Annotated in this window: 17 protein-coding genes and 2 pseudogenes; 5 read left to right on the top strand and 14 right to left on the bottom strand. The window is 56.4% G+C overall.

The annotated features are described in order from the left end of the window. Window positions 1–70: 70 nt before the first annotated feature. The 13 genes and pseudogenes from ACWHRL_RS01755 to ACWHRL_RS01695 form a co-directional block, all read right to left on the bottom strand. Entirely contained in the window at window positions 71–523 is a 453-nt protein-coding gene (locus tag ACWHRL_RS01755) for an SMI1/KNR4 family protein (RefSeq protein WP_447896140.1), read from the bottom strand. A gap of 116 nt (window positions 524–639) precedes the next feature. Then, entirely contained in the window at window positions 640–1020 is a 381-nt protein-coding gene (locus ACWHRL_RS01750; protein WP_447894969.1) for a hypothetical protein, read from the bottom strand. 86 nt (window positions 1021–1106) lie between these two features. Then, window positions 1107–1487 (bottom strand): hypothetical protein, encoded by a 381-nt coding sequence (locus ACWHRL_RS01745; protein WP_447894968.1) that lies wholly within the window; start codon window positions 1485–1487, stop codon window positions 1107–1109. Window positions 1488–1556: 69 nt separating this feature from the next. Then, complete coding sequence (locus ACWHRL_RS01740; RefSeq protein WP_447894967.1) at window positions 1557–1919, bottom strand: molecular chaperone DnaJ; 363 nt, start codon at window positions 1917–1919, stop codon at window positions 1557–1559. A gap of 95 nt (window positions 1920–2014) precedes the next feature. Then, window positions 2015–2512 (bottom strand): hypothetical protein, encoded by a 498-nt coding sequence (locus ACWHRL_RS01735; protein ID WP_447894966.1) that lies wholly within the window; start codon window positions 2510–2512, stop codon window positions 2015–2017. A 344-nt stretch (window positions 2513–2856) separates the two neighbouring features. After that, window positions 2857–3175: pseudogene (locus tag ACWHRL_RS01730) on the bottom strand (antibiotic biosynthesis monooxygenase family protein). 512 nt (window positions 3176–3687) lie between these two features. After that, a pseudogene (locus ACWHRL_RS01725) lies at window positions 3688–3810 on the bottom strand (hypothetical protein); the annotation flags it as partial. 54 nt (window positions 3811–3864) lie between these two features. Continuing rightward, entirely contained in the window at window positions 3865–4116 is a 252-nt protein-coding gene (locus ACWHRL_RS01720; RefSeq protein ID WP_447527571.1) for a hypothetical protein, read from the bottom strand. A gap of 323 nt (window positions 4117–4439) precedes the next feature. Continuing rightward, window positions 4440–4913: a hypothetical protein gene (locus ACWHRL_RS01715; protein ID WP_447527570.1), complete on the bottom strand. Its 474-nt coding sequence runs from the start codon at window positions 4911–4913 to the stop codon at window positions 4440–4442. Between the two features lie 127 nt (window positions 4914–5040). After that, window positions 5041–5805 carry an HNH endonuclease gene (locus tag ACWHRL_RS01710; protein ID WP_447527569.1) on the bottom strand — a complete coding sequence of 255 codons (765 nt, stop codon included), beginning with the start codon at window positions 5803–5805 and terminating at the stop codon, window positions 5041–5043. 79 nt (window positions 5806–5884) lie between these two features. Next, entirely contained in the window at window positions 5885–6307 is a 423-nt protein-coding gene (locus ACWHRL_RS01705) for a hypothetical protein (RefSeq protein ID WP_447894965.1), read from the bottom strand. Further along, entirely contained in the window at window positions 6280–7194 is a 915-nt protein-coding gene (locus tag ACWHRL_RS01700; protein ID WP_447894964.1) for a hypothetical protein, read from the bottom strand. The genes ACWHRL_RS01705 and ACWHRL_RS01700 overlap by 28 nt, the downstream gene beginning before the upstream one ends. 346 nt (window positions 7195–7540) lie before the next feature. Further along, on the bottom strand, window positions 7541–7843 hold the full coding sequence (locus tag ACWHRL_RS01695; protein WP_447527567.1) for an antibiotic biosynthesis monooxygenase family protein: 303 nt from the start codon (window positions 7841–7843) through the stop codon (window positions 7541–7543). Between the two features lie 83 nt (window positions 7844–7926). On the opposite strand from ACWHRL_RS01695, the gene ACWHRL_RS01690 reads away from it, so the two are divergent. Beyond that, window positions 7927–9507: an FAD-binding domain-containing protein gene (locus tag ACWHRL_RS01690; RefSeq protein ID WP_447894963.1), complete on the top strand. Its 1581-nt coding sequence runs from the start codon at window positions 7927–7929 to the stop codon at window positions 9505–9507. Window positions 9508–9540: 33 nt separating this feature from the next. Here ACWHRL_RS01690 and ACWHRL_RS01685 read toward each other — a convergent pair whose 3' ends face one another. Beyond that, window positions 9541–10311: a MipA/OmpV family protein gene (locus ACWHRL_RS01685; protein WP_447527565.1), complete on the bottom strand. Its 771-nt coding sequence runs from the start codon at window positions 10309–10311 to the stop codon at window positions 9541–9543. 130 nt (window positions 10312–10441) lie between these two features. Between ACWHRL_RS01685 and ACWHRL_RS01680 the strand changes: the two genes are divergently transcribed. Genes ACWHRL_RS01680 through ACWHRL_RS01665 form a run of 4 tightly spaced genes read left to right on the top strand, consistent with a single transcriptional unit; the run spans window position 10442 to window position 16917 of the window. Next, entirely contained in the window at window positions 10442–11083 is a 642-nt protein-coding gene (locus ACWHRL_RS01680; protein ID WP_447894962.1) for a TetR/AcrR family transcriptional regulator, read from the top strand. Window positions 11084–11087: 4 nt separating this feature from the next. Then, window positions 11088–12518 carry an efflux transporter outer membrane subunit gene (locus ACWHRL_RS01675; RefSeq protein ID WP_447894961.1) on the top strand — a complete coding sequence of 477 codons (1431 nt, stop codon included), beginning with the start codon at window positions 11088–11090 and terminating at the stop codon, window positions 12516–12518. Continuing rightward, window positions 12515–13696: an efflux RND transporter periplasmic adaptor subunit gene (locus ACWHRL_RS01670; protein ID WP_447894960.1), complete on the top strand. Its 1182-nt coding sequence runs from the start codon at window positions 12515–12517 to the stop codon at window positions 13694–13696. Before ACWHRL_RS01675 ends, ACWHRL_RS01670 begins: the two co-directional genes overlap by 4 nt. Beyond that, the gene (locus ACWHRL_RS01665; protein ID WP_447894959.1) at window positions 13693–16917 is read left to right on the top strand and encodes an efflux RND transporter permease subunit; all 3225 of its coding nucleotides are present in this window, start codon (window positions 13693–13695) and stop codon (window positions 16915–16917) included. Before ACWHRL_RS01670 ends, ACWHRL_RS01665 begins: the two co-directional genes overlap by 4 nt. The last annotated feature ends 5 nt before the right edge of the window (window positions 16918–16922 follow it).

The raw sequence follows: 16922 nt of genomic DNA, 5'->3' as shown, positions 1-16922 counted from the left end.
AGTGGCGCTGCTTTTGGAGCAAAAGGCGTGACGCTTTTGCCTGTCCGATTGCCTGCACTTTTAAGTGTTTTTATAGCCATGGTTTCAATTGCTCTCGTATAAAACAATCAAAGTTCTTTGCGCATTGACCAACGATTTTTTGTGAATAGACGTTGAACCAAACTACTGGATACTCTCCCTCACTGTATTGAGATAGATCCAAGCAGGCTAACTCATGTGCGTCATGGTCATACTCTAGGCAGAAATACCCTTCAGGTAATAAGTGCTCTTCCCTGAGCAGCAATGTATTAGCCATGAAGCCATTTTCAGGGTCGAGGTAATTTTCATCAATCCCCGTGTAGTAATGATTTGGGTATTCGAGAGAACCTACCTGTATTAAGAAGGCCTTATAGCTTTCAGGAAGCTTTATATCGTAGACATCCTCAATCGCCCAAATCTTTTCGTATTCCTGCGGCCCAGAAAAAGACCAGCCCGAATCTTTCTCTTTTATAGCCTGAACTAGCGCTAGGTAACTTTTTTTCATAGACACTTAACATCCGGCTCCCCAGCGCCCAAGCTGGAGAGTTTTTTGTGGTAAAGTGTAGCGCAGCGAAACCCACAAAAATCGCGTAGGTCTAGGCGCATGCGTGGAGTCGTTTGTTATAAGTTTACCCACGACTCACTTTCTATTACACCTGATGCATCTACAGGTTCTTCGTCTTGCCACAATAGAGATTTTTGAAAACCATCAATTGAGTCCCATCTATTTTGGACAATTCGATCATCACCGACTTCTACTATTTCCATAGGTACTGAATTTAACTTTATGCAAAACAAGTTATGCCAGTCACCATAAAATGGAATTAGACAATTCGTCACACCCCATTCCTCTCGCATTTCTAATGCAGATTCAATTTCTTCGATGCTCCAGAATAAAAAGGCCAAAGGCGCAATACCAGACGATGTTCTAATCGAATTAAATGTTTTATTTTGACTTTCAGTTTGATTTATGAAAGCAACCAGCTCTTTGGGTATGTGCATAATTCAGACCTTATAACGCAAGCGTAACGGGTTGATTTAGAGCGCTAGCGGAAGACCTATCCCGTTAATACACCGGTTAGGCTTCTTCATAGATCCACCCGCAAGCACTCGAATTCGACATGGCCAGCGCATGGGACCTCTCCAAAATCCAGTACAAAGCCCAAAACTTCAATAAGTCCCGAAGACTGCTCAGCAACATAGCCGACTCCTCTATATGAGAATGGCCCCGTGCGCTCAATCCTTTCCGCTGCGCGTTCTTTCTTTATTTCGTTCGACCAATCATCTAGATACGCAGCCTTGGCATCTCCGTCTATGACACTCAGCTGATTTGGAACCTCATCTCCAGGCTTCACATCGCATGGATAGCTGAAGACAACCAGCTCTTCGGATTTGCTCTGCAGCAAAACTGATGCTGACTCATCTCCTAATGAGAATGGCTCAACATGTGAGACTAGTAGGGATTTCATATATGCCTACGCCAGTGGTAATGGGCGACAACGAAGCGCAGCGTAGTTGGCGTCCCGTTGACCACATTGTTACGTGTTGTTCCGGCTGTTGAAATAGAAGGCAGTAACACCGCCAATCAATGTACCTGCGAAAGCTAGAAACTCGGGAAAATGCGGATTTTTGCTGAAAGCCAGAATAAACACGAAAGTCAGAACCAGAAAAACGATCCCCATTGCCAGCAAAGGCTTGGTTCGTTTATTTAATCGCTCAGTCATCGGTTCAGACTGCCCCAGCCCGCCACAGGTACCGCAAGCTAGCCCCACAAATTCCTTTCCCTTCAATTCATGGTACTTCGCACAGGCCAAGCAACTCGAACCATTCGCCCCGGATTTACAGACACCGGTCTCGTCGCAGTGACGACAAGGGTACAAATTTGATCTTACTTCTTGCATTCAGATACTTCCTTGCACACATAACGCCTGCAGCACGCGCGGCTTTGTAATGGCGGCGCAGCCGTAATGAACAGCCGTCGCTGTGCCTGCGATTGTTAAGCGCCTTCACGTGTTAGCCACTCAGGATGAATTTCCTTTGCTCTGCGAAATGCCTTTTCGCTCGATATTTGCAATTCATCATCCGAGATCGGCACTCCAAGAAGCCAATTCACTTCTTGACCTGTTGATATTCTGAGTCCGAACCTAGAGGGAACGTAAACCATGTGTCGAAACTTACTTTCGGCATTGTGCTTTACTACATCTTCACACACCAAAGGCCACTCCGTGCAGATGCGCTCGCTTAGCCAGTAGATTGAACTCGCTATTGAGTTAGCTAGCCATGCTTGAGACCCGAAGGCGGCGAATTCAAAAGAGCCAGCCGGTAGCGGCAAAGACATATCGAATGCTCCAATAGTGGAGTAGAACGATTCATCAAACTGGCCGATAGGTATTGGTCTTTCGCCATTGTTATCACGATATGCGGCAACGGACGCATTTCCCTCTAATTTCTCTCTGAGGAACTTCGCAATCTCTTTGTGGTGGTCAAGAGGCATGCTTTACCTTTGTCGCTTAACAGTGATTATATGCCCATCCACATAACACCAATAAACGCGCCGGCTCGTTTATTGGTGTTATGCAGCCCGCAAACGATCCGTAACTTAATGATTTATATATAGATAGCTATATTTTAGGCTGTCTATCCATTATTCGCTTGCCCGCTTGATTTTCCCGACTCAATCATACCCTATCCACAAATTTACCTTCAGTCACGCGTAAATTCGATGACAGTCGTCAGCCATAGGTCGCAAACCTTCGCTCGCCAATTTTTCAGGCAGGCTCAACACAACATTGCCGCTCGTAAGCGGCAGCATTAAATGAGTGGTTGGACAGCGAAGCGTTAAAGCACCACTTCATACCCTTCGAACTTCGTCGGGCCAAGGTAGATACCTTCTGGCAACTCGGCGTTAGCGTGGGCCTTACGGAAGGCCTCGGACTGGGTCCAGGCGCGGAAGGCTTTTTCACGGTCCCATACGCTGTGGGAGATGAAGACGGTGTGGTCATCCTGCTTGTCGCCCTAGAGCATCTTGAACTTCTTGAAACCGGGCACTTCATCGTGGTGGGAGTCGCGGTTACGCTACACCTTCTGAAAATCCTCTTCTCGGCTGGGCGATACGAAAACGGTTCATGGCGATGCTTCTATAGGGGCTGGTTACCATAACGCATCCTGTAGCAGAGTGACGTGCTGGCTACGCGCCGCGATCAGCACGTGGCTTGGTAGCACCGGCATCGCTTCGGGTTAACAAATCCAGCGATAAATTAGGTGTTTGGTCCCGCGAAGTGATGGAATCGGTTAGCGTAGTGGTCATAATGATCGCTTAGCGGGTTGAGTGCTGAAGTGAAGGCTGCCTATGCTAATCAAAAGTGCCCGCCTAGCCTACTCCTCGGGTGGGGAAAGGTGGGCATCAATCAAGGTACGTGGCCGGTACTCATACGTGGTATCGGCCCAGCGCTTCCATGCACTCGCATCGACTGACATATTCACCGCAGGCAGCCCCTGCATACTCTGCGAATATGGCCGGTAAAAACGACCGTCCGTTGTCTTTCCAAGGCGTTTGGATCTGGCGTAGAGGTCCTTAGAACACAAATCCTTGGGTGCCATGTTCCAGCCGTGCCCAGCCGCATCGAAAGGTGCCACTTTTAGGCCTGCCTTTTGCGCTTTGGCTACCATTCAGCTCAGCGATAGGTCGGCCAGCGTGTCGTCGGTGCCATAGCCGCCGCCTACATTAGCGTGAGCACCGATGAACCAGCGCGGTTCTACGTCGCTGTTACCCGCTTTCTGCTGGCCGTCTTTGCTCGTCCAGAGCGAAAAGTAGCCACTGAGCCAACAGGTTCAGGAATTGAAGGGTTATTTAAACCACACTTTTCCACCGATAAATTTATACGCTGGCGTGCCGCGCACCAAGGTCTCGCGTGCGAACGCTTTTTCACATTGAGGGCATATACAAGCCAGGGTGGTGAAGTCTTCCACAATGCGTTCTTTGAAACATTTCACGAGCGCGCCCTTGCCCCCTTTGCGATATTTGAACAGCTGGGCACCGCAGTTCTTACAAAAGATATCGATCGTTTTAGTCGGGCCCTTTTTATTGGGTTTCGCCATTTTCTGTTACTCGTGACTTCATGTGAGACTTCAAGCGTGCATCGTGATGAGCCTTCTAATGCATGTCAATTTCGTGGATAGCGCGAGCTGGCTTCTACAGTCGGCGTAAGATTTTTACCTTCTTAGTGTGGCGCTAGAAAAGCTGATAGGTAAATGAAATGCCAAATAAAATGTCTCGTCGTCTGATTAGGCTGCGCCTGCAAGCAATGCGGGAGCATGGAATAAATTTTGATTTGGTTTCACGCCCGCAACACGAAAAGCTTTATAGTGAAGGCGAAGCTGCAACAGAAAAGCCGTCGTCGCGCCTGCCCTTTTTAGAAATTTTACTCACGATTTATAGCGCTTTTTTTGAAGTTTGGGCCTTTTGCAACAATTAAGACGCGCCAAAACTCAAAGGCTATATATAGCACTACCAAAACTATGAGCCACCAAACAACCGAAGCTGAAGATATACCGAATGCGTAAACTAAAAAGCAAACGGTGTACATAATAGTTGTGTTGCTTATACCATGAGTTACAAACCAATCTACATATGTTCCTAAATGTCCTTTCTCATGATACCCCATATGGGTCAGAACTATGTCAGCTACCCATGTAACAATGAAAAGTGCCAAAAAACTTGGACTTGTAACAGATATGGAAAGAACAAGTAGCTTTGTTGTATCTAACGCCAAGAACAAATCTGGATTGAGCCTATAAATAAGTAAGAATGCAGGAGCAATAAAAGATACAAAAAATATGGCCAATATTACAGCTGAGTTCGCATTCAATCCTTTAACTTCTTCGATGATACTCATTTTTCCTAGTCCTTTCTGACACCTGAGCTCAAGCGCGTTTGAGGCGACGCTGGCTTTTGCGACAGCAAAAGTAGATGGCGGATCGAACGTCGCCTGCAGCAAAATGTTAAGCAGATTCTTTCCTATACTAAGATTTTCTCGCTTTTTCAATAATTTGGCGGAGCTCTCCAAGAGTAAGCGCCCGCTTCGGCTTCCGGTGCACCATTCTATGACAATTACTGCACAGAACGGCCAAATCTGTTTCCGGATTCGTATCTACGCCAGAATCTGCGGCTTGGCTTAGCTCGAGAAGGTGATGAACCTCAGCAAACCCCTTACCCCATTCGCCGTACGTGTCGGCGAAGCTGAAATCGCAAATCTGACAGCGATAGCCATGAATCCGCAAAGCCGCAGCCCTCAAAGTAGGCGATCTCTCTCGGCGCCTCGAAACAACAGCTTTGATCGTTCCTTCGCGGCCAAGGGATACCCGTTCCTCTTCCTCGTTTGATTCCGCTTCCAGATCACTTAGTACGGCTTTCGGCACCGTTGGAAGGTCTAGATCGGCCCAACTGGAAACGGCAGACCAAAGTTCTAGATCGCTCCGGTGCTGCCACCTCTTGAGAATAGACGCATCAAGGTCGGGCAATGGCCTGGGAGCACCATCGATTAACCAGCCTTGCCGCCCTGAACCTACATGGCTATCGAATTGATCCCGGGTCGCTTTCAAACTGTTGCGGAACGACCGCAAAGACCTACCATCCGCCAGTTGATCAAAGAAGGCAGCATAAGCAACGGCCCAGCTATCCGTTCCCAACTTCTCAGGCGGAAACGGCATCTTGCCCTCAACATTACGGCCGCATCTCGACAGATACAGGGCCGCCAAGATGAAATCAGCGCTACGTTCTATCGACATGCTTCCAAATCCGTCTAACGCCCGCGTAATAGGCGCGAGCTTGCGAGCGTCCTAATTGACGCGCTTGTTAACTGCTGCATCACTCTGCCGTTGCCACCTTACGCCGAAAAGAAGGTACATTTTCATAATCAAAATCATCTCCAAAAACTTCGTCAATGCGCTTTTTTATCACCTCATAATCTTCTCTTGCTCTGCCGCGGGCGTAACATTGACCATTACTCTCGATTTCCTGCGCCAAATGAACAAGTGAGTCGCCATCGAATAGGTTTATGTATTTTGGGATTGAGATCTGAAACCTTATATCAGCTTGGTCATAGCTATAACTGACTGTATAATAAGCAGTCACAACTCGACAAAATCTTTTCTGCCACTCTTCTGTATCTGCTATTTCAAGCAACGCGTCAAATTGGCCTGTAGTAAACGTAGGATGCTCGTCACTTCGAATCCATTCTTCAATATCATTTCCATGCGTATCTAAACCTTCTTTCTTAAACCATCCCATGGTTTTTCCACATTGTCCGTCTCGATACAATGATCTACCTTCAAACGTGCGTCGTCGCTTAAAAGCGGATAGACCTGAGGGTTCTTTGAAAGATAAAAAACTAAATACGATAATAGATTAACGGTTGAGGAAATATTGCTGTAGTAGTCGATATCGCCTTCCACCTCATTGGGGATCGCAGCAGAGTTCCGGTCGGATAAAATCTCCAGAGCATGGAGGTTGATCATTCGGTTCTTTTCGCAATCCTCATTTTCTAGTTTAAAAACCAGCTTCCACAAAGATCTAAAAATATTTATCTCTACTGATGGTTTAGTTCTACTAAGATACCTGCTTTCAATATACTGCTTAACTTTCTTTCTACTATTTAGAACATCTGCTGACTCCGAAAGGTCCTCCAGTAGTTCTTTCATTATCCGCTGGGTATAAAACGGCGGCTTTACAAGCAATTCTTCCAAAGTGTTCCTTAGGAGAGAACGAACGGTTTCTTTGTTCGGCGAATGGAGTTCCCGCTCGGAATTGAGAACGGGATGCGCAGAGAGATGTCTTTGTTTTTGGAGGTAGCGAAGGTTTTCATATTCCGATGAATCCAGCAAAAAAGTCTTTTCGTGAACATCATCAAGAAGCTTTATCTCCCAAGCTGACGACTTGTAATCTTCATTCTGGATAACAGTTACTTCTCGAAGAATTTCCTTTGCTGCTGGGTCGTCGTACAAATCTATTAGGCTCTGGAGTTTGTAAACAATATCGCATATTGCCACCGACCATAGCATGACAACGGAAGAACGATAATTTCCATTGTTGTATGAGGACAAAACCTCTTGAAAGTACGCTTTTGTTTTCCCGTAGTGGATTTGCTCTGAAATCCTCTCAAGTGAGAACTCTTGCATCTACTTCATCCTAAATATAGTGAGCAGTTAACAGTGATTATACGCCCAGCTACATACCCTCAATAAACGTGCCGGCACGTTTATTGAGGGTATGTAGCCAAAGCAGAAACCATAACCCATTGATAAATAAAGTCGTTACAGTTATCAGGCAGCCTATCCCTTCCTCGCGTGCCTGCTCGTTTTACTCAATTAAATCACACCCTACTCACAAACTTACCTTAGGTCACGCGTAAATTCGATGACAGCCCTCAGCCATAGGTCGTAGGCCTGCACTCCCCAATTTTTAGGCGCCCCACAAAACACTGCCGCTCGTAAGCGGCAGTGTTTTGTGGTTGAAGCTCGAGCGTTAAAGCACCACTTCATACCCTTCAAACTTCGGCGGGCCAAGGTAAATGCCTTCCGGCGACTTGGCATTGGCGTGGGCCTTGCGGAAGGCTTCTGACTGGGTCCAGGCGCGGAAGGCGTCCTCGGATTCCCACACGCTGTGCGAAATAAACACGGTGTGGTCGCCCTGGCTTTCGCCCTGGAGCATCTTGAACTCCTTGAAGCCCGGCACATCATTAAGGTGGGAGTCGCGGTTGCGCCACACCTCCAGAAAATCCTCTTCCCGGCCCGGGGCAATACGAAAACGGTTCATGGCGATATACATGGGCTTGCTCCTTGGAAAATGGTGATGTGACGTCACTCGATGGTAACGTCACGGATCATGCGCGGATAGCCTTGGGAGGCAGTATGGCAAAGACCGGCGTACAGGTGGTTTGGTTCAAGCGCGATCTGCGTATTCACGATCACGCCCCGCTCAGCCTTGCCTGCGTGGCGGGCCCGGTGCTTCCCATGTTTGCCATTGAGCCCGGCCAGTGGCAGGCGCCGGACAGCGCCCTGCGCCACTGGCAGTTCGCCGCAGAGTCGCTGGTGGATCTCTCAAGCGCTTTGGACGCGCGTGGCCTGCCGCTGTGTATCTGGCAGGGTGATATTATCGCGCTGCTGCATGCCTTGAAGGCGCGTTATGGCACCCTCACGCTCCACTCCCATGAGGAAACCGGCAACGCCTGGAGCTACCAGCGCGACCGCGAGGTAAAAGCGTGGTGCAAGGAGCACGACACCGAATGGCTGGAAGCGCGCCAGGTGGGCGTGGTGCGCGGGCTTAAAAGTCGCGCTGACCAAACCGCCTGGGAGGCGCAGTGGGAAGCGCTGATGCAGGCGCCGTCCTTTAAGGCCCCGGAAGGTGCCCGTGCCGCCCCCGGCTGGGAGGCGTTTCATCATCTATCGGTGGATGCGCTGGCGGGTCTTTCGCTTGGCAGGGATACAACGCCCTGCCCCGGCCGCCAGACCGGGGGTCGCCACGCCGGGCGCGGCCTCTGGTACAGCTTCATTACTCAGCGCGGCGAGCGCTACCGCGGTTCGATCTCCAAGCCTCTGCTGGCCTGGGAATTCGGCTCGCGGCTCTCGCCGCACCTGGCCTGGGGCACGCTTTCGATGCGCGAAGTGGTGCGCTCGCTTCGCCACCAGCGCGAAAAGCACGCGGAAGAAACCCGCTGGGCACGCTCGCTGAGAGCACTGGCCTCGCGCCTTCACTGGCACTGCCACTTCATTCAGAAGCTTGAAAGCGCGCCGAGTATCGAAGCCCAAACCCTGCACCCGGCGCTTAAGGGGCTACGCGAGCGCGACCCGGACCACCCGCGCCTGCACGCTTGGAAACAGGGCCAAACCGGCGTGCCGCTGGTGGATGCCTGCATGCGCTGCTTGATCCATACCGGCTGGATCAACTTTCGCATGCGCGCCATGCTGATCTCGTTCGCTACCTTCGGCTTGGGGCTTCACTGGTTAGAGCCGGGCCGCCACCTGGCCAGGCTCTTTACCGATTTCGAGCCCGGCATTCACTACCCGCAGATCCAGATGCAGTCCGGCGCGACCGGCTTCAATGCCCTGCGCATCTACAACCCCCTCAAGCAGGCCGAAGATAACGACCCCGGCGGTGAGTTCGTCGCCCGCTGGGTATCGGAGCTCGCCGTGTTACCCGTCGAGTGGCGCGCCAAACCCTGGGCGCTGCCGGAAAGTCTGCAAACGCGCTACGGGTTTATGCCCGGCGAGCACTACCCGCTGCCCCATGATTTCGAAACCGAGGCCCGCCACTGGAAAACGCTGATTTATGAGGCAAGCCACACTCCCGAGGCCAAGGCTATCAGCCAGGAACTGATGGCGCGCCTGGCCAGCCAGCGCCGCCCCAGCGCCCGGCGTAAAACGACAAAACCCGCCCACCGTCAGCAGCTTTCGCTGTTTGACGGCGGCGGGTCGGGTTCTGAGCGTGGCTAGCTCGCGGCTAACAAAGGCGCCATCGTACGCTTTCTAGAAGTGGTAGTTGATGAACGCGCCGGTGCGCCACTGCACGTCGTTGCCTACATCGTCGACGATCGGGCTGTCGCTGGCGTCGCCGGTGAGCTTCGACACGCCCAGAAGGCCAGTGACCGACCACTGCTCTGTCAGGTAGTAACTCAGCGATGCATTGGCGCCTAGCGCGAAGGCGCCATCGTCGGGTTCGAAAGCCGCGATGCCGGAGCGCGCACTATCGGCGGGCGAGACACTAAACAGGGCGTCGGTCCATTTGTCGCTGGTATAAGCCAGTTCCGGGCCAAAGGTCATCACGGTGCGTTCGCTCAAGCGCGTGACATGCCGGGCCTTGAAGGCGAGGCGGTAGCCGTCGATATCGCCGGTAAAGGGCGTTTCCGCCGACCCGGTGTAGCGCCAGCCAGCACCGCGGTAGCTAACGCGCAGCCCCGCCGTTGCGCCACCGTCGACCTCTTCGAAATGCCTCAGGTCGCCGGTATCGTCGCGGCCGAAGGTGTAGCCGATAAAAGGCGCCACCTTCAAGTTACCCTGATTGATGACGTTCCAGCCGATCCCGTCGCGAATGCTCAAGAACAGCGTGTCGTCGTAGGTCGCCTCCACCGCCGGGAAGGGGTTCCACTCGTAGTCGTCACTGCCCAGGTAGTCCGGGGTGTAGATCGCACCCGCCCCCAGCGTGCCCTCCCACTGCGCCGATGCCGATGAGCAAAGCGCCCAGCTTCCAATGGCCAGCACAAGCGTTAGCGGGCGGAGATAGTCGTTTGAATGCATCATGTCCTGGATCCTGAGCGGCTCGAAGTCAGCATGCACTCTATGTCCAAATCAATGATCGGGCAAATCGTTTAACTACCAAATGGTCGTTAAGGTATAGTAGCCTTTTTTACGACTCACGACGCTTAGCCCCATGACGCACCGCGCTAAACCGCCCCCGGCTCCTCAACGCAAGCGCACGCGTCTGCCGCCCGAGGTTCGCCGCCAATACATTCTGGATGCCGCGCTCGACGCGTTCAGCACGGTGGGATTCGAAGGGGCCACCGTCGAGCGCATTGCGCAAAAGGCAGGTATCACCAAAGCGGGGCTCTACGCGCACTTCGAAGGCAAAGAAGCACTTTTGGAGGCGCTGCTCGATACGATCATGCTGCCCATCGAAGACGACCCGTGGTCGCTGGGCAGCGCCGCCACGCTGGAAGCCGCCGTCGATAGCTTTATGGACATGCTCTACGGCGATGGTAAATCGACGCGCCGGCTCTCCATCATGCGGCTGTTGATCGTCGAGAGCGCACGCAAGCCGGATCGCATCCAACAGTGGTATCACCATACCTATCGCCCCTACATCCAAAAGCGCCAACGGGTGCTGGAAACCTATCTACGCCAGTACGCGCCCTATACCTCGCTGACCTCCGAACAAATCGCCCTGGCGTTTTCACCAGCGGTGCTTGCCATGTTTTGGCAAATGATCATCGGTGGCGAAAGCGCTGCCAGCGAAATTGCCGCGATCAAGCAAAGCCACCGCGACGTCATGCTACGCCTACTTTCACCGGACTGAAGATATGCCGATACCCATCACTGGTTTTAGTCGACTCGTTTATCTGTGTGGGCTGGGAATGTTGCTCACCGCCTGTGCGGCCACGCCTTCCCCGAATTCCCCGCCGCCGGTCGAGCTCCCCGGCGCGTTTCTGGCAGCGACCGGTCAACAGGTCTTTGTCGCGGACACCTGGTGGCAGGATTTTCAGGACGAAGAACTCAACGCCTTCGTGCGCAACGCGCTGGACGATAACCCGGGGCTTGCCCAGGCCATTGCGCAGGCGCGTATCGCCGAGGCGCAGTCGCGTACTGATCGGGCGGATCTGTTTCCCCAGCTCAGCGCGGGGCTGGATAGCGCCCGACAGCGCCGTCCGGGCGGCCAAGGCGAGAACATCACCAATACGCACAACGCCTCGCTGGATATCAGTTGGGAAGTCGATTTGTGGGGGCGCTTGTCGTCCATCGCGGCGGCGGGGCAGGCGGATTTTCTCGCCGCCAGCGAGCAGCTTCGGGGCATGCATCAGTCGCTGGCCGCCGAGGTCGTGTCGCTCTATCTGGATATCGTCCAGGCCCGGGCGCAGGTGGCGCTTTCCGAAGATACCGTCGAGGCGCTCGAGGAGTTCGCCCGCCAGGTCGAGAACCGCGCCAATGCCGGGGTGGTCTCGCCCACGGACGTGACCCTGGCGTACGCCAACCTGAGCTCCGCCAGGGCGGGGCTTCAGCAGCGCCGCGAAAACCTGGCCCGGGCGACGCGCCAGCTGGAAACGTCGATGGGGGATTACCCAGCGGGGCAACTGGTCACTAAAAGCGAGCTTCCCGCCGTACCGCCGTTCCCCTCCGCCGGCGTGCCCGCCGAGCTGCTGGCGCGCCGCCCCGACGTGCGCCAGGCCGAGTGGGCGCTGCAGGCGGCGGACTATCGGCTCGCCGCGGCGGAGCGCTCCTTTTTGCCCGCCCTTTCCCTGACCGGTAGCGCGGGCTCCACTGGCAGTGAGCTGGCGGATCTTTTCAGCAGCGGCTCTTTCATCTGGACGATTGCCGGCAACATCGTGCAGCCGGTCTTTCAGGGCGGACGCCTGCGGGCCCAAGCGGATGTGGCTGAAGGCCAGCGTGACGAGGCGTTCTACGGCTACGTCGAGGTGGCGCTCACCGCGCTTTCCGAAGTCGAGACGGCGCTGGCGGTGGACGACCTGTTGGCCCGACGCGTCGAGGAGAGCGAGGAGGCGGCAGATTACGCCGACGAGGCGGTGCGCGTCTCGTTCAACCGCTACATCCAGGGTATCGAGCCCTTCTTGAACGTGCTTGAAAGTTATCAGAGTGCATTGGATAGCCGCAGCGCGTATATCACCGCTCAGTATGACCGGCTGGCCAATCGCATCGACCTCCACCTCGCCCTGGGCGGTGGCTTTGACGCCGTCTCGACGTTCGACCCGTCTCTTACAGGAACTTCTGCGTTATGAACATGAAAACCATCGCCGGTGGGCTGGCTCTTTTACTCCTGTTGAGCGCCTGTGGCCGTGATGAGGAAGAGGCTTCAGCGCAAGGCGAAAACGCACAGACTCAGCAGGCGCCGGCGGTCAGCGTTCGCGTGGTGCCGGCCGAGGTCATGCCCCTGCAGGGGTGGACGTATAGCCAGGGCACTGCGCGCTCCCGGCACCGGGAGTATCTGAACTTCACCGAACAGGGCAAGGTGACCTTCGTGGATCAGGACCTGCGCGAGGGCATGCCGGTGTCCGAAGGTCAGCTGATTGCCCACCAGGACCCCCAGCGGCTGGAGGCGGACCTGGCCTCCGCGCGGGCGTCCCTCGAGGAAGCGGAGGCGAGCCTTTCGCTTGCGCGCGTCACCCAGGACCGCTACCAGACACTGGTCAACCAGCGCTCCGCCTCCGCCCAGGAGCTGGACGAGGCACGGGTCGAGGTCCAGCAAGCGCTGGCCACCCGCGACAGCGCCCGCGCGGAGATCGCCCAAGCCGAGGTCATGCTCGAGGAGTCACGGCTGGTGTCGCCCATCGACGGCGTGCTGGCGCGCCTGAACATCGAACAGGGCCGCTACTTCATGCCCGGCACGGTGGACACCTCCACCGAGCAGGGCGCGCTTCAAACGGTGCCGGCGCTGGTGATCGACCCCTCGAGCTTCGAAGTACGGGTGGACCTGCCGTCGTACAACTTCAACCGCGTCGAGGTGGGCGCGCGCGCCATCATCGGCGGGCGACTGCCGCAAAACGCGGATAACCTCGACCCCGAAACGCTGGACGGTCAGGAGCTCGGTGAAATCCACTCGATCAGCCCCTCCATCGACCCGCAGTCGCGCACCTTCGGCGTTACCCTTCGCACGACCGAGGACGACCCGCGCCTGCAGGATGGCGCCTTCGTCGCCGTCTGGATGGCTGAGCCTGAAATGACCGATGCGCTGAGCGTGCCGTTCAGCGCCCTGCGTTTCTTGAACAATCAGGCGTTCGTGTTCGTGTTCGATGAACAAAGCGGCCGGGTGGAAGAGCGCAGCGTCCAGCTCGGCCAGCAGGCCGGCGAGCGCCGCGAAGTGCTGGAAGGGCTCTCCCCCGGTGAACAGGTGGTCACCGAAGGGCGCACCCGGCTAAACGACGGCGACCGCGTCACGCTCATCGGGGGTCAGCCATGAGCTCGGATGCCGTAGAGCAAACCCCGCCGCCGCGCCGCGAAACCGAGGAGGTGCGCAGCGCCCACCGGCTGATGCGTTTTTTCTTTCTCAAACCGATCTTTGCCGTTCTGCTCACCCTCACCATGCTGCTGGGCGGGCTGTTCGCCTACTCGGCACTGGTCAAGGAGGCGCTGCCCGCCCTCGATATCCCCCAGGCGAGCATTACCACGGTGTGGTCCGGGGCGGACCCGCGATCGGTGGAAGAGCAGATCACCGACCTGATCGAGGATGAAATCACCACGCTCAGCGGCGTGAACAAGGTCAACAGCGCCTCCTTCGATTCGCTGTCGGTCATCTCCGTCGAGTTCGATGCCTCGACCGACACCACCGACGCCATGACCCGGCTGCGCGCCGCCGTGGCGGATGCGGAGCCGGGTTTTCCCTCGGAAGTCGAGAGCCCCAACATCAGCCAGAGCTCGGTGGACGACCGGCCGATTCTGACCCTGGCGCTGCACGGAAGCGCCGACTCCGCCATGCTCAACCAGACGGCCCGGCAGATGCGCGATGCGCTGGAGCGCGTGCAGGGCATCAACGAGGTCAACATCGGCGGCGAGCGCGAGGATATCGTCCAGATCCTCATCGACCCGGAGCGGCTTCTCGCGCTGGGGCTTTCGCCCACCGCCATCCGCGACGCCGTGCAGCAGGCCAATATCGAGCAGCCGTTTGGCGAAGTGCGTAGCCAGAACATGGGCGCGGTGGTGCGTCTGGAAGGCCGCTTTTCCGATATCGACGACCTGCGCGCGCTGCCCGTCTCCCGCCTGGAGAACAGCCAAAGCTCGCGGGCGCTGACCCTGGGCGAGGTCGCCACGGTCAAGCGTATGCAGGAAACCGAGCAGTCGCGGGCGTTTTTCAGCGAGCTTGGCCGCGACTTCGAGTCGTCGCTGGAGATGTCGATCACCAAGACGCCGGGCGCCGATACCGTGCAGGTGGTGGAGCGCATTCGCGCCACGCTCGCCGATTTGGAAGGGGCCAGCACCTGGCCCTCCCAGGTGAGCTATTCGGTGCTTCAGGACGACGCCGTACAGATCTGGGACTCGTTGACGGAAGTCTTCGTCAGCGCCCTGCAGACCATGCTGGTGGTGTTCGCCATCCTGTTCATCACTATTTCCTGGCGCGAAGCGATCGTGTCGGGCCTGGCCGTGCCCGTCACCTTTGCCGGCGTACTGCTGGTCATCTGGGCGTTTGGCTACTCGCTCAACGAGCTGGTGATCATTGGCATGGTGATTGCGCTGGTGATGATCATCGATGTCTTCATCATTTTGATGGAGGGGCTGCACGACGAGATCTACCGCAATGGCTGTACCTTCGGCCAGGCGGTACTGATCACCGTCAAACGCTACGCGGTCCCCATCTTCGCCGCCCAGGTCACCACGCTTCTGGCCATGGCGCCCTTGATGTCGATTGGCGGCACCATGGGCGCTTTTGTGCGCATTCTGCCGGCTACGATCATCATCTGTCTTGTGCTCTCTTTCGTGGTCGCGATGCTTTGCGCGGTGCCGCTCTCGCGGGCGCTTTTGGGCAAGCAGCGCCGCGCCGAAGACAACGAGAAACCGGGCCTGGCGGACCGGGTGACCCAGCGCGCCGTCGACGGCGTGGAGCGTTTCAACGGCCGCTATATCGTGGCCAGCCGTGGCCGCGCCTGGCTCTGGGTACTGGGCGCCGTCGCGCTGTTCCTGGTTTCGCTGATGGCGTTCAGCCAGGCGCGGCTCGAGCTCTTCCCGCCGGCGGACGGCGAGCGCCTCGGCATCAACATCGAGCTTCCGCCCACCGCGCCGCTGGAGACCTCCCAGGTGGTGGCCGACCAGGTCGGCGAGATCCTGCGCGACAAGCCCTACTTTGCGAGCATCAGCAAGCTGGTGGGGCTCAAGAGCCCGTTCGCCGGCACCGGATCGCTGCAGCCCAGCGACGCCGAGAACTTCATCGGCTTTTCGGCGATGTTCAAAGCGCGTGATGCGCGGGACGCGGACTCCTACGTGTTGGCGGAAGCGCTGCGCGAAGAGCTTTCCACGTTCTTGAGCGACCACGTCGCCGGAGCCGAGCTCCTTGTGGTGCCGGAAAGCAGCGGGCCGTCGCCGGGGGACCCCATCGAGATTCAGCTGCTGGGCGGCAACATGGATACCCTGAAGGAACTGTCGCTTCAGGTGCAGGACGTGCTCGCCTCGACCCCGAACGTGGTGGACGTGCGCGACAACCTGGGCGCGCCGCAACCTCAACTGGCGCTGCGCCCCAACCGCGACGCCTTGAGCTTCTTCGGTATCTCCTACGACGAGCTCGCCTCCCAGATCCGCATCGCCTACAGCTCGGATATCATCGGCACCTTCGCCAGCAACGGCGCGACCGACGATCTCGACATTCGCCTCGGCATGGAATGGCCAAGCCAACCCGGCGAGGCCGGCGGGCCGAGCAATGTCGAGGAGTTCTCGCGGGTGCGCGCCTACCTTCCGGACGGTGGCTCCATCGCCATGTTCCAGCTTCTCGATCCCGTTCAGTCGGAAGGCGCGATCGCCATTTCCCACGTCGGTGGTGAACGCGCGTTGACGGTGCTTGCCAAAAACCAGGGCCGCACCGTGACCGAGATCATGAACGAGATTTCGCCCCGCCTTAATGAGCTGCAGCGCGACTGGCCCGCAGGCTATCGCATCGCGGTGGGCGGCGAGTCCGCCGAGACGGCGGATACGCTGGGCTCGGTGGGAATCGCCATGCTGGTGGCCATCGTGCTGGTGGTCGGCGTGCTGGTCATCGTGTTCAGCAGTTTCCGCCAGGCGCTGATCATCTTCGCCACCATGCCGCTGGCGATCATCGGCACCGCACTGGGCTTCTGGGCATTCGGGATCGCGTTTTCGTTTTTCGCCATGATCGGGCTGGTATCGCTGATCGGCATCGCGATCAACAACGGCATCATTATGGTCGATACCATGAACGGCTTCCTCAAGGAGGGCATGAGCGTGGCCGAAGCGGCCTCCGCCGGCGCGGCGCGAAGGCTGCGCCCGCTTTTGACCACCGCCGTGACCACCATCGTCGGGCTAGTGCCGCTGGCCGTGAGCAGTGAAAGCTACCGGCCGCTGACGCTGGTGATCATCTTCGGGCTGATCTCGGCCACGCTGCTGGCGCTATTCGTCGTACCCGCGCTCTACTACCTGCTCACCCCGGCGAATGCCAACGAGCCCGAGGTGCTGGACTGAGCCAC

The sequence above is a fragment of the Vreelandella sp. GE22 genome (genome assembly GCF_968212445.1).
The sequence above is the reverse complement of the archived record's forward strand: the minus strand, read 5'-3'. Positions and strand labels throughout refer to the sequence as shown.

What these genes read in the sequence shown, in the direction of transcription:
- ACWHRL_RS01670 (WP_447894960.1), top strand. Translation starts at nt 12,515, where the DNA reads ATGAACATGAAAACCATCGCCGGTGGGCTGGCTCTTTTACTCCTGTTG.
- ACWHRL_RS01720 (WP_447527571.1), bottom strand. Translation starts at nt 4,116, where the DNA reads ATGGCGAAACCCAATAAAAAGGGCCCGACTAAAACGATCGATATCTTT.
- ACWHRL_RS01675 (WP_447894961.1), top strand. Translation starts at nt 11,088, where the DNA reads ATGCCGATACCCATCACTGGTTTTAGTCGACTCGTTTATCTGTGTGGG.
- ACWHRL_RS01710 (WP_447527569.1), bottom strand. Translation starts at nt 5,805, where the DNA reads ATGTCGATAGAACGTAGCGCTGATTTCATCTTGGCGGCCCTGTATCTG.
- ACWHRL_RS01715 (WP_447527570.1), bottom strand. Translation starts at nt 4,913, where the DNA reads ATGAGTATCATCGAAGAAGTTAAAGGATTGAATGCGAACTCAGCTGTA.
- ACWHRL_RS01700 (WP_447894964.1), bottom strand. Translation starts at nt 7,194, where the DNA reads ATGCAAGAGTTCTCACTTGAGAGGATTTCAGAGCAAATCCACTACGGG.
- ACWHRL_RS01685 (WP_447527565.1), bottom strand. Translation starts at nt 10,311, where the DNA reads ATGATGCATTCAAACGACTATCTCCGCCCGCTAACGCTTGTGCTGGCC.
- ACWHRL_RS01745 (WP_447894968.1), bottom strand. Translation starts at nt 1,487, where the DNA reads ATGAAATCCCTACTAGTCTCACATGTTGAGCCATTCTCATTAGGAGAT.
- ACWHRL_RS01755 (WP_447896140.1), bottom strand. Translation starts at nt 523, where the DNA reads ATGAAAAAAAGTTACCTAGCGCTAGTTCAGGCTATAAAAGAGAAAGAT.
- ACWHRL_RS01735 (WP_447894966.1), bottom strand. Translation starts at nt 2,512, where the DNA reads ATGCCTCTTGACCACCACAAAGAGATTGCGAAGTTCCTCAGAGAGAAA.
- ACWHRL_RS01680 (WP_447894962.1), top strand. Translation starts at nt 10,442, where the DNA reads ATGACGCACCGCGCTAAACCGCCCCCGGCTCCTCAACGCAAGCGCACG.
- ACWHRL_RS01740 (WP_447894967.1), bottom strand. Translation starts at nt 1,919, where the DNA reads ATGCAAGAAGTAAGATCAAATTTGTACCCTTGTCGTCACTGCGACGAG.
- ACWHRL_RS01705 (WP_447894965.1), bottom strand. Translation starts at nt 6,307, where the DNA reads ATGGGATGGTTTAAGAAAGAAGGTTTAGATACGCATGGAAATGATATT.
- ACWHRL_RS01690 (WP_447894963.1), top strand. Translation starts at nt 7,927, where the DNA reads ATGGCAAAGACCGGCGTACAGGTGGTTTGGTTCAAGCGCGATCTGCGT.
- ACWHRL_RS01665 (WP_447894959.1), top strand. Translation starts at nt 13,693, where the DNA reads ATGAGCTCGGATGCCGTAGAGCAAACCCCGCCGCCGCGCCGCGAAACC.
- ACWHRL_RS01695 (WP_447527567.1), bottom strand. Translation starts at nt 7,843, where the DNA reads ATGTATATCGCCATGAACCGTTTTCGTATTGCCCCGGGCCGGGAAGAG.
- ACWHRL_RS01750 (WP_447894969.1), bottom strand. Translation starts at nt 1,020, where the DNA reads ATGCACATACCCAAAGAGCTGGTTGCTTTCATAAATCAAACTGAAAGT.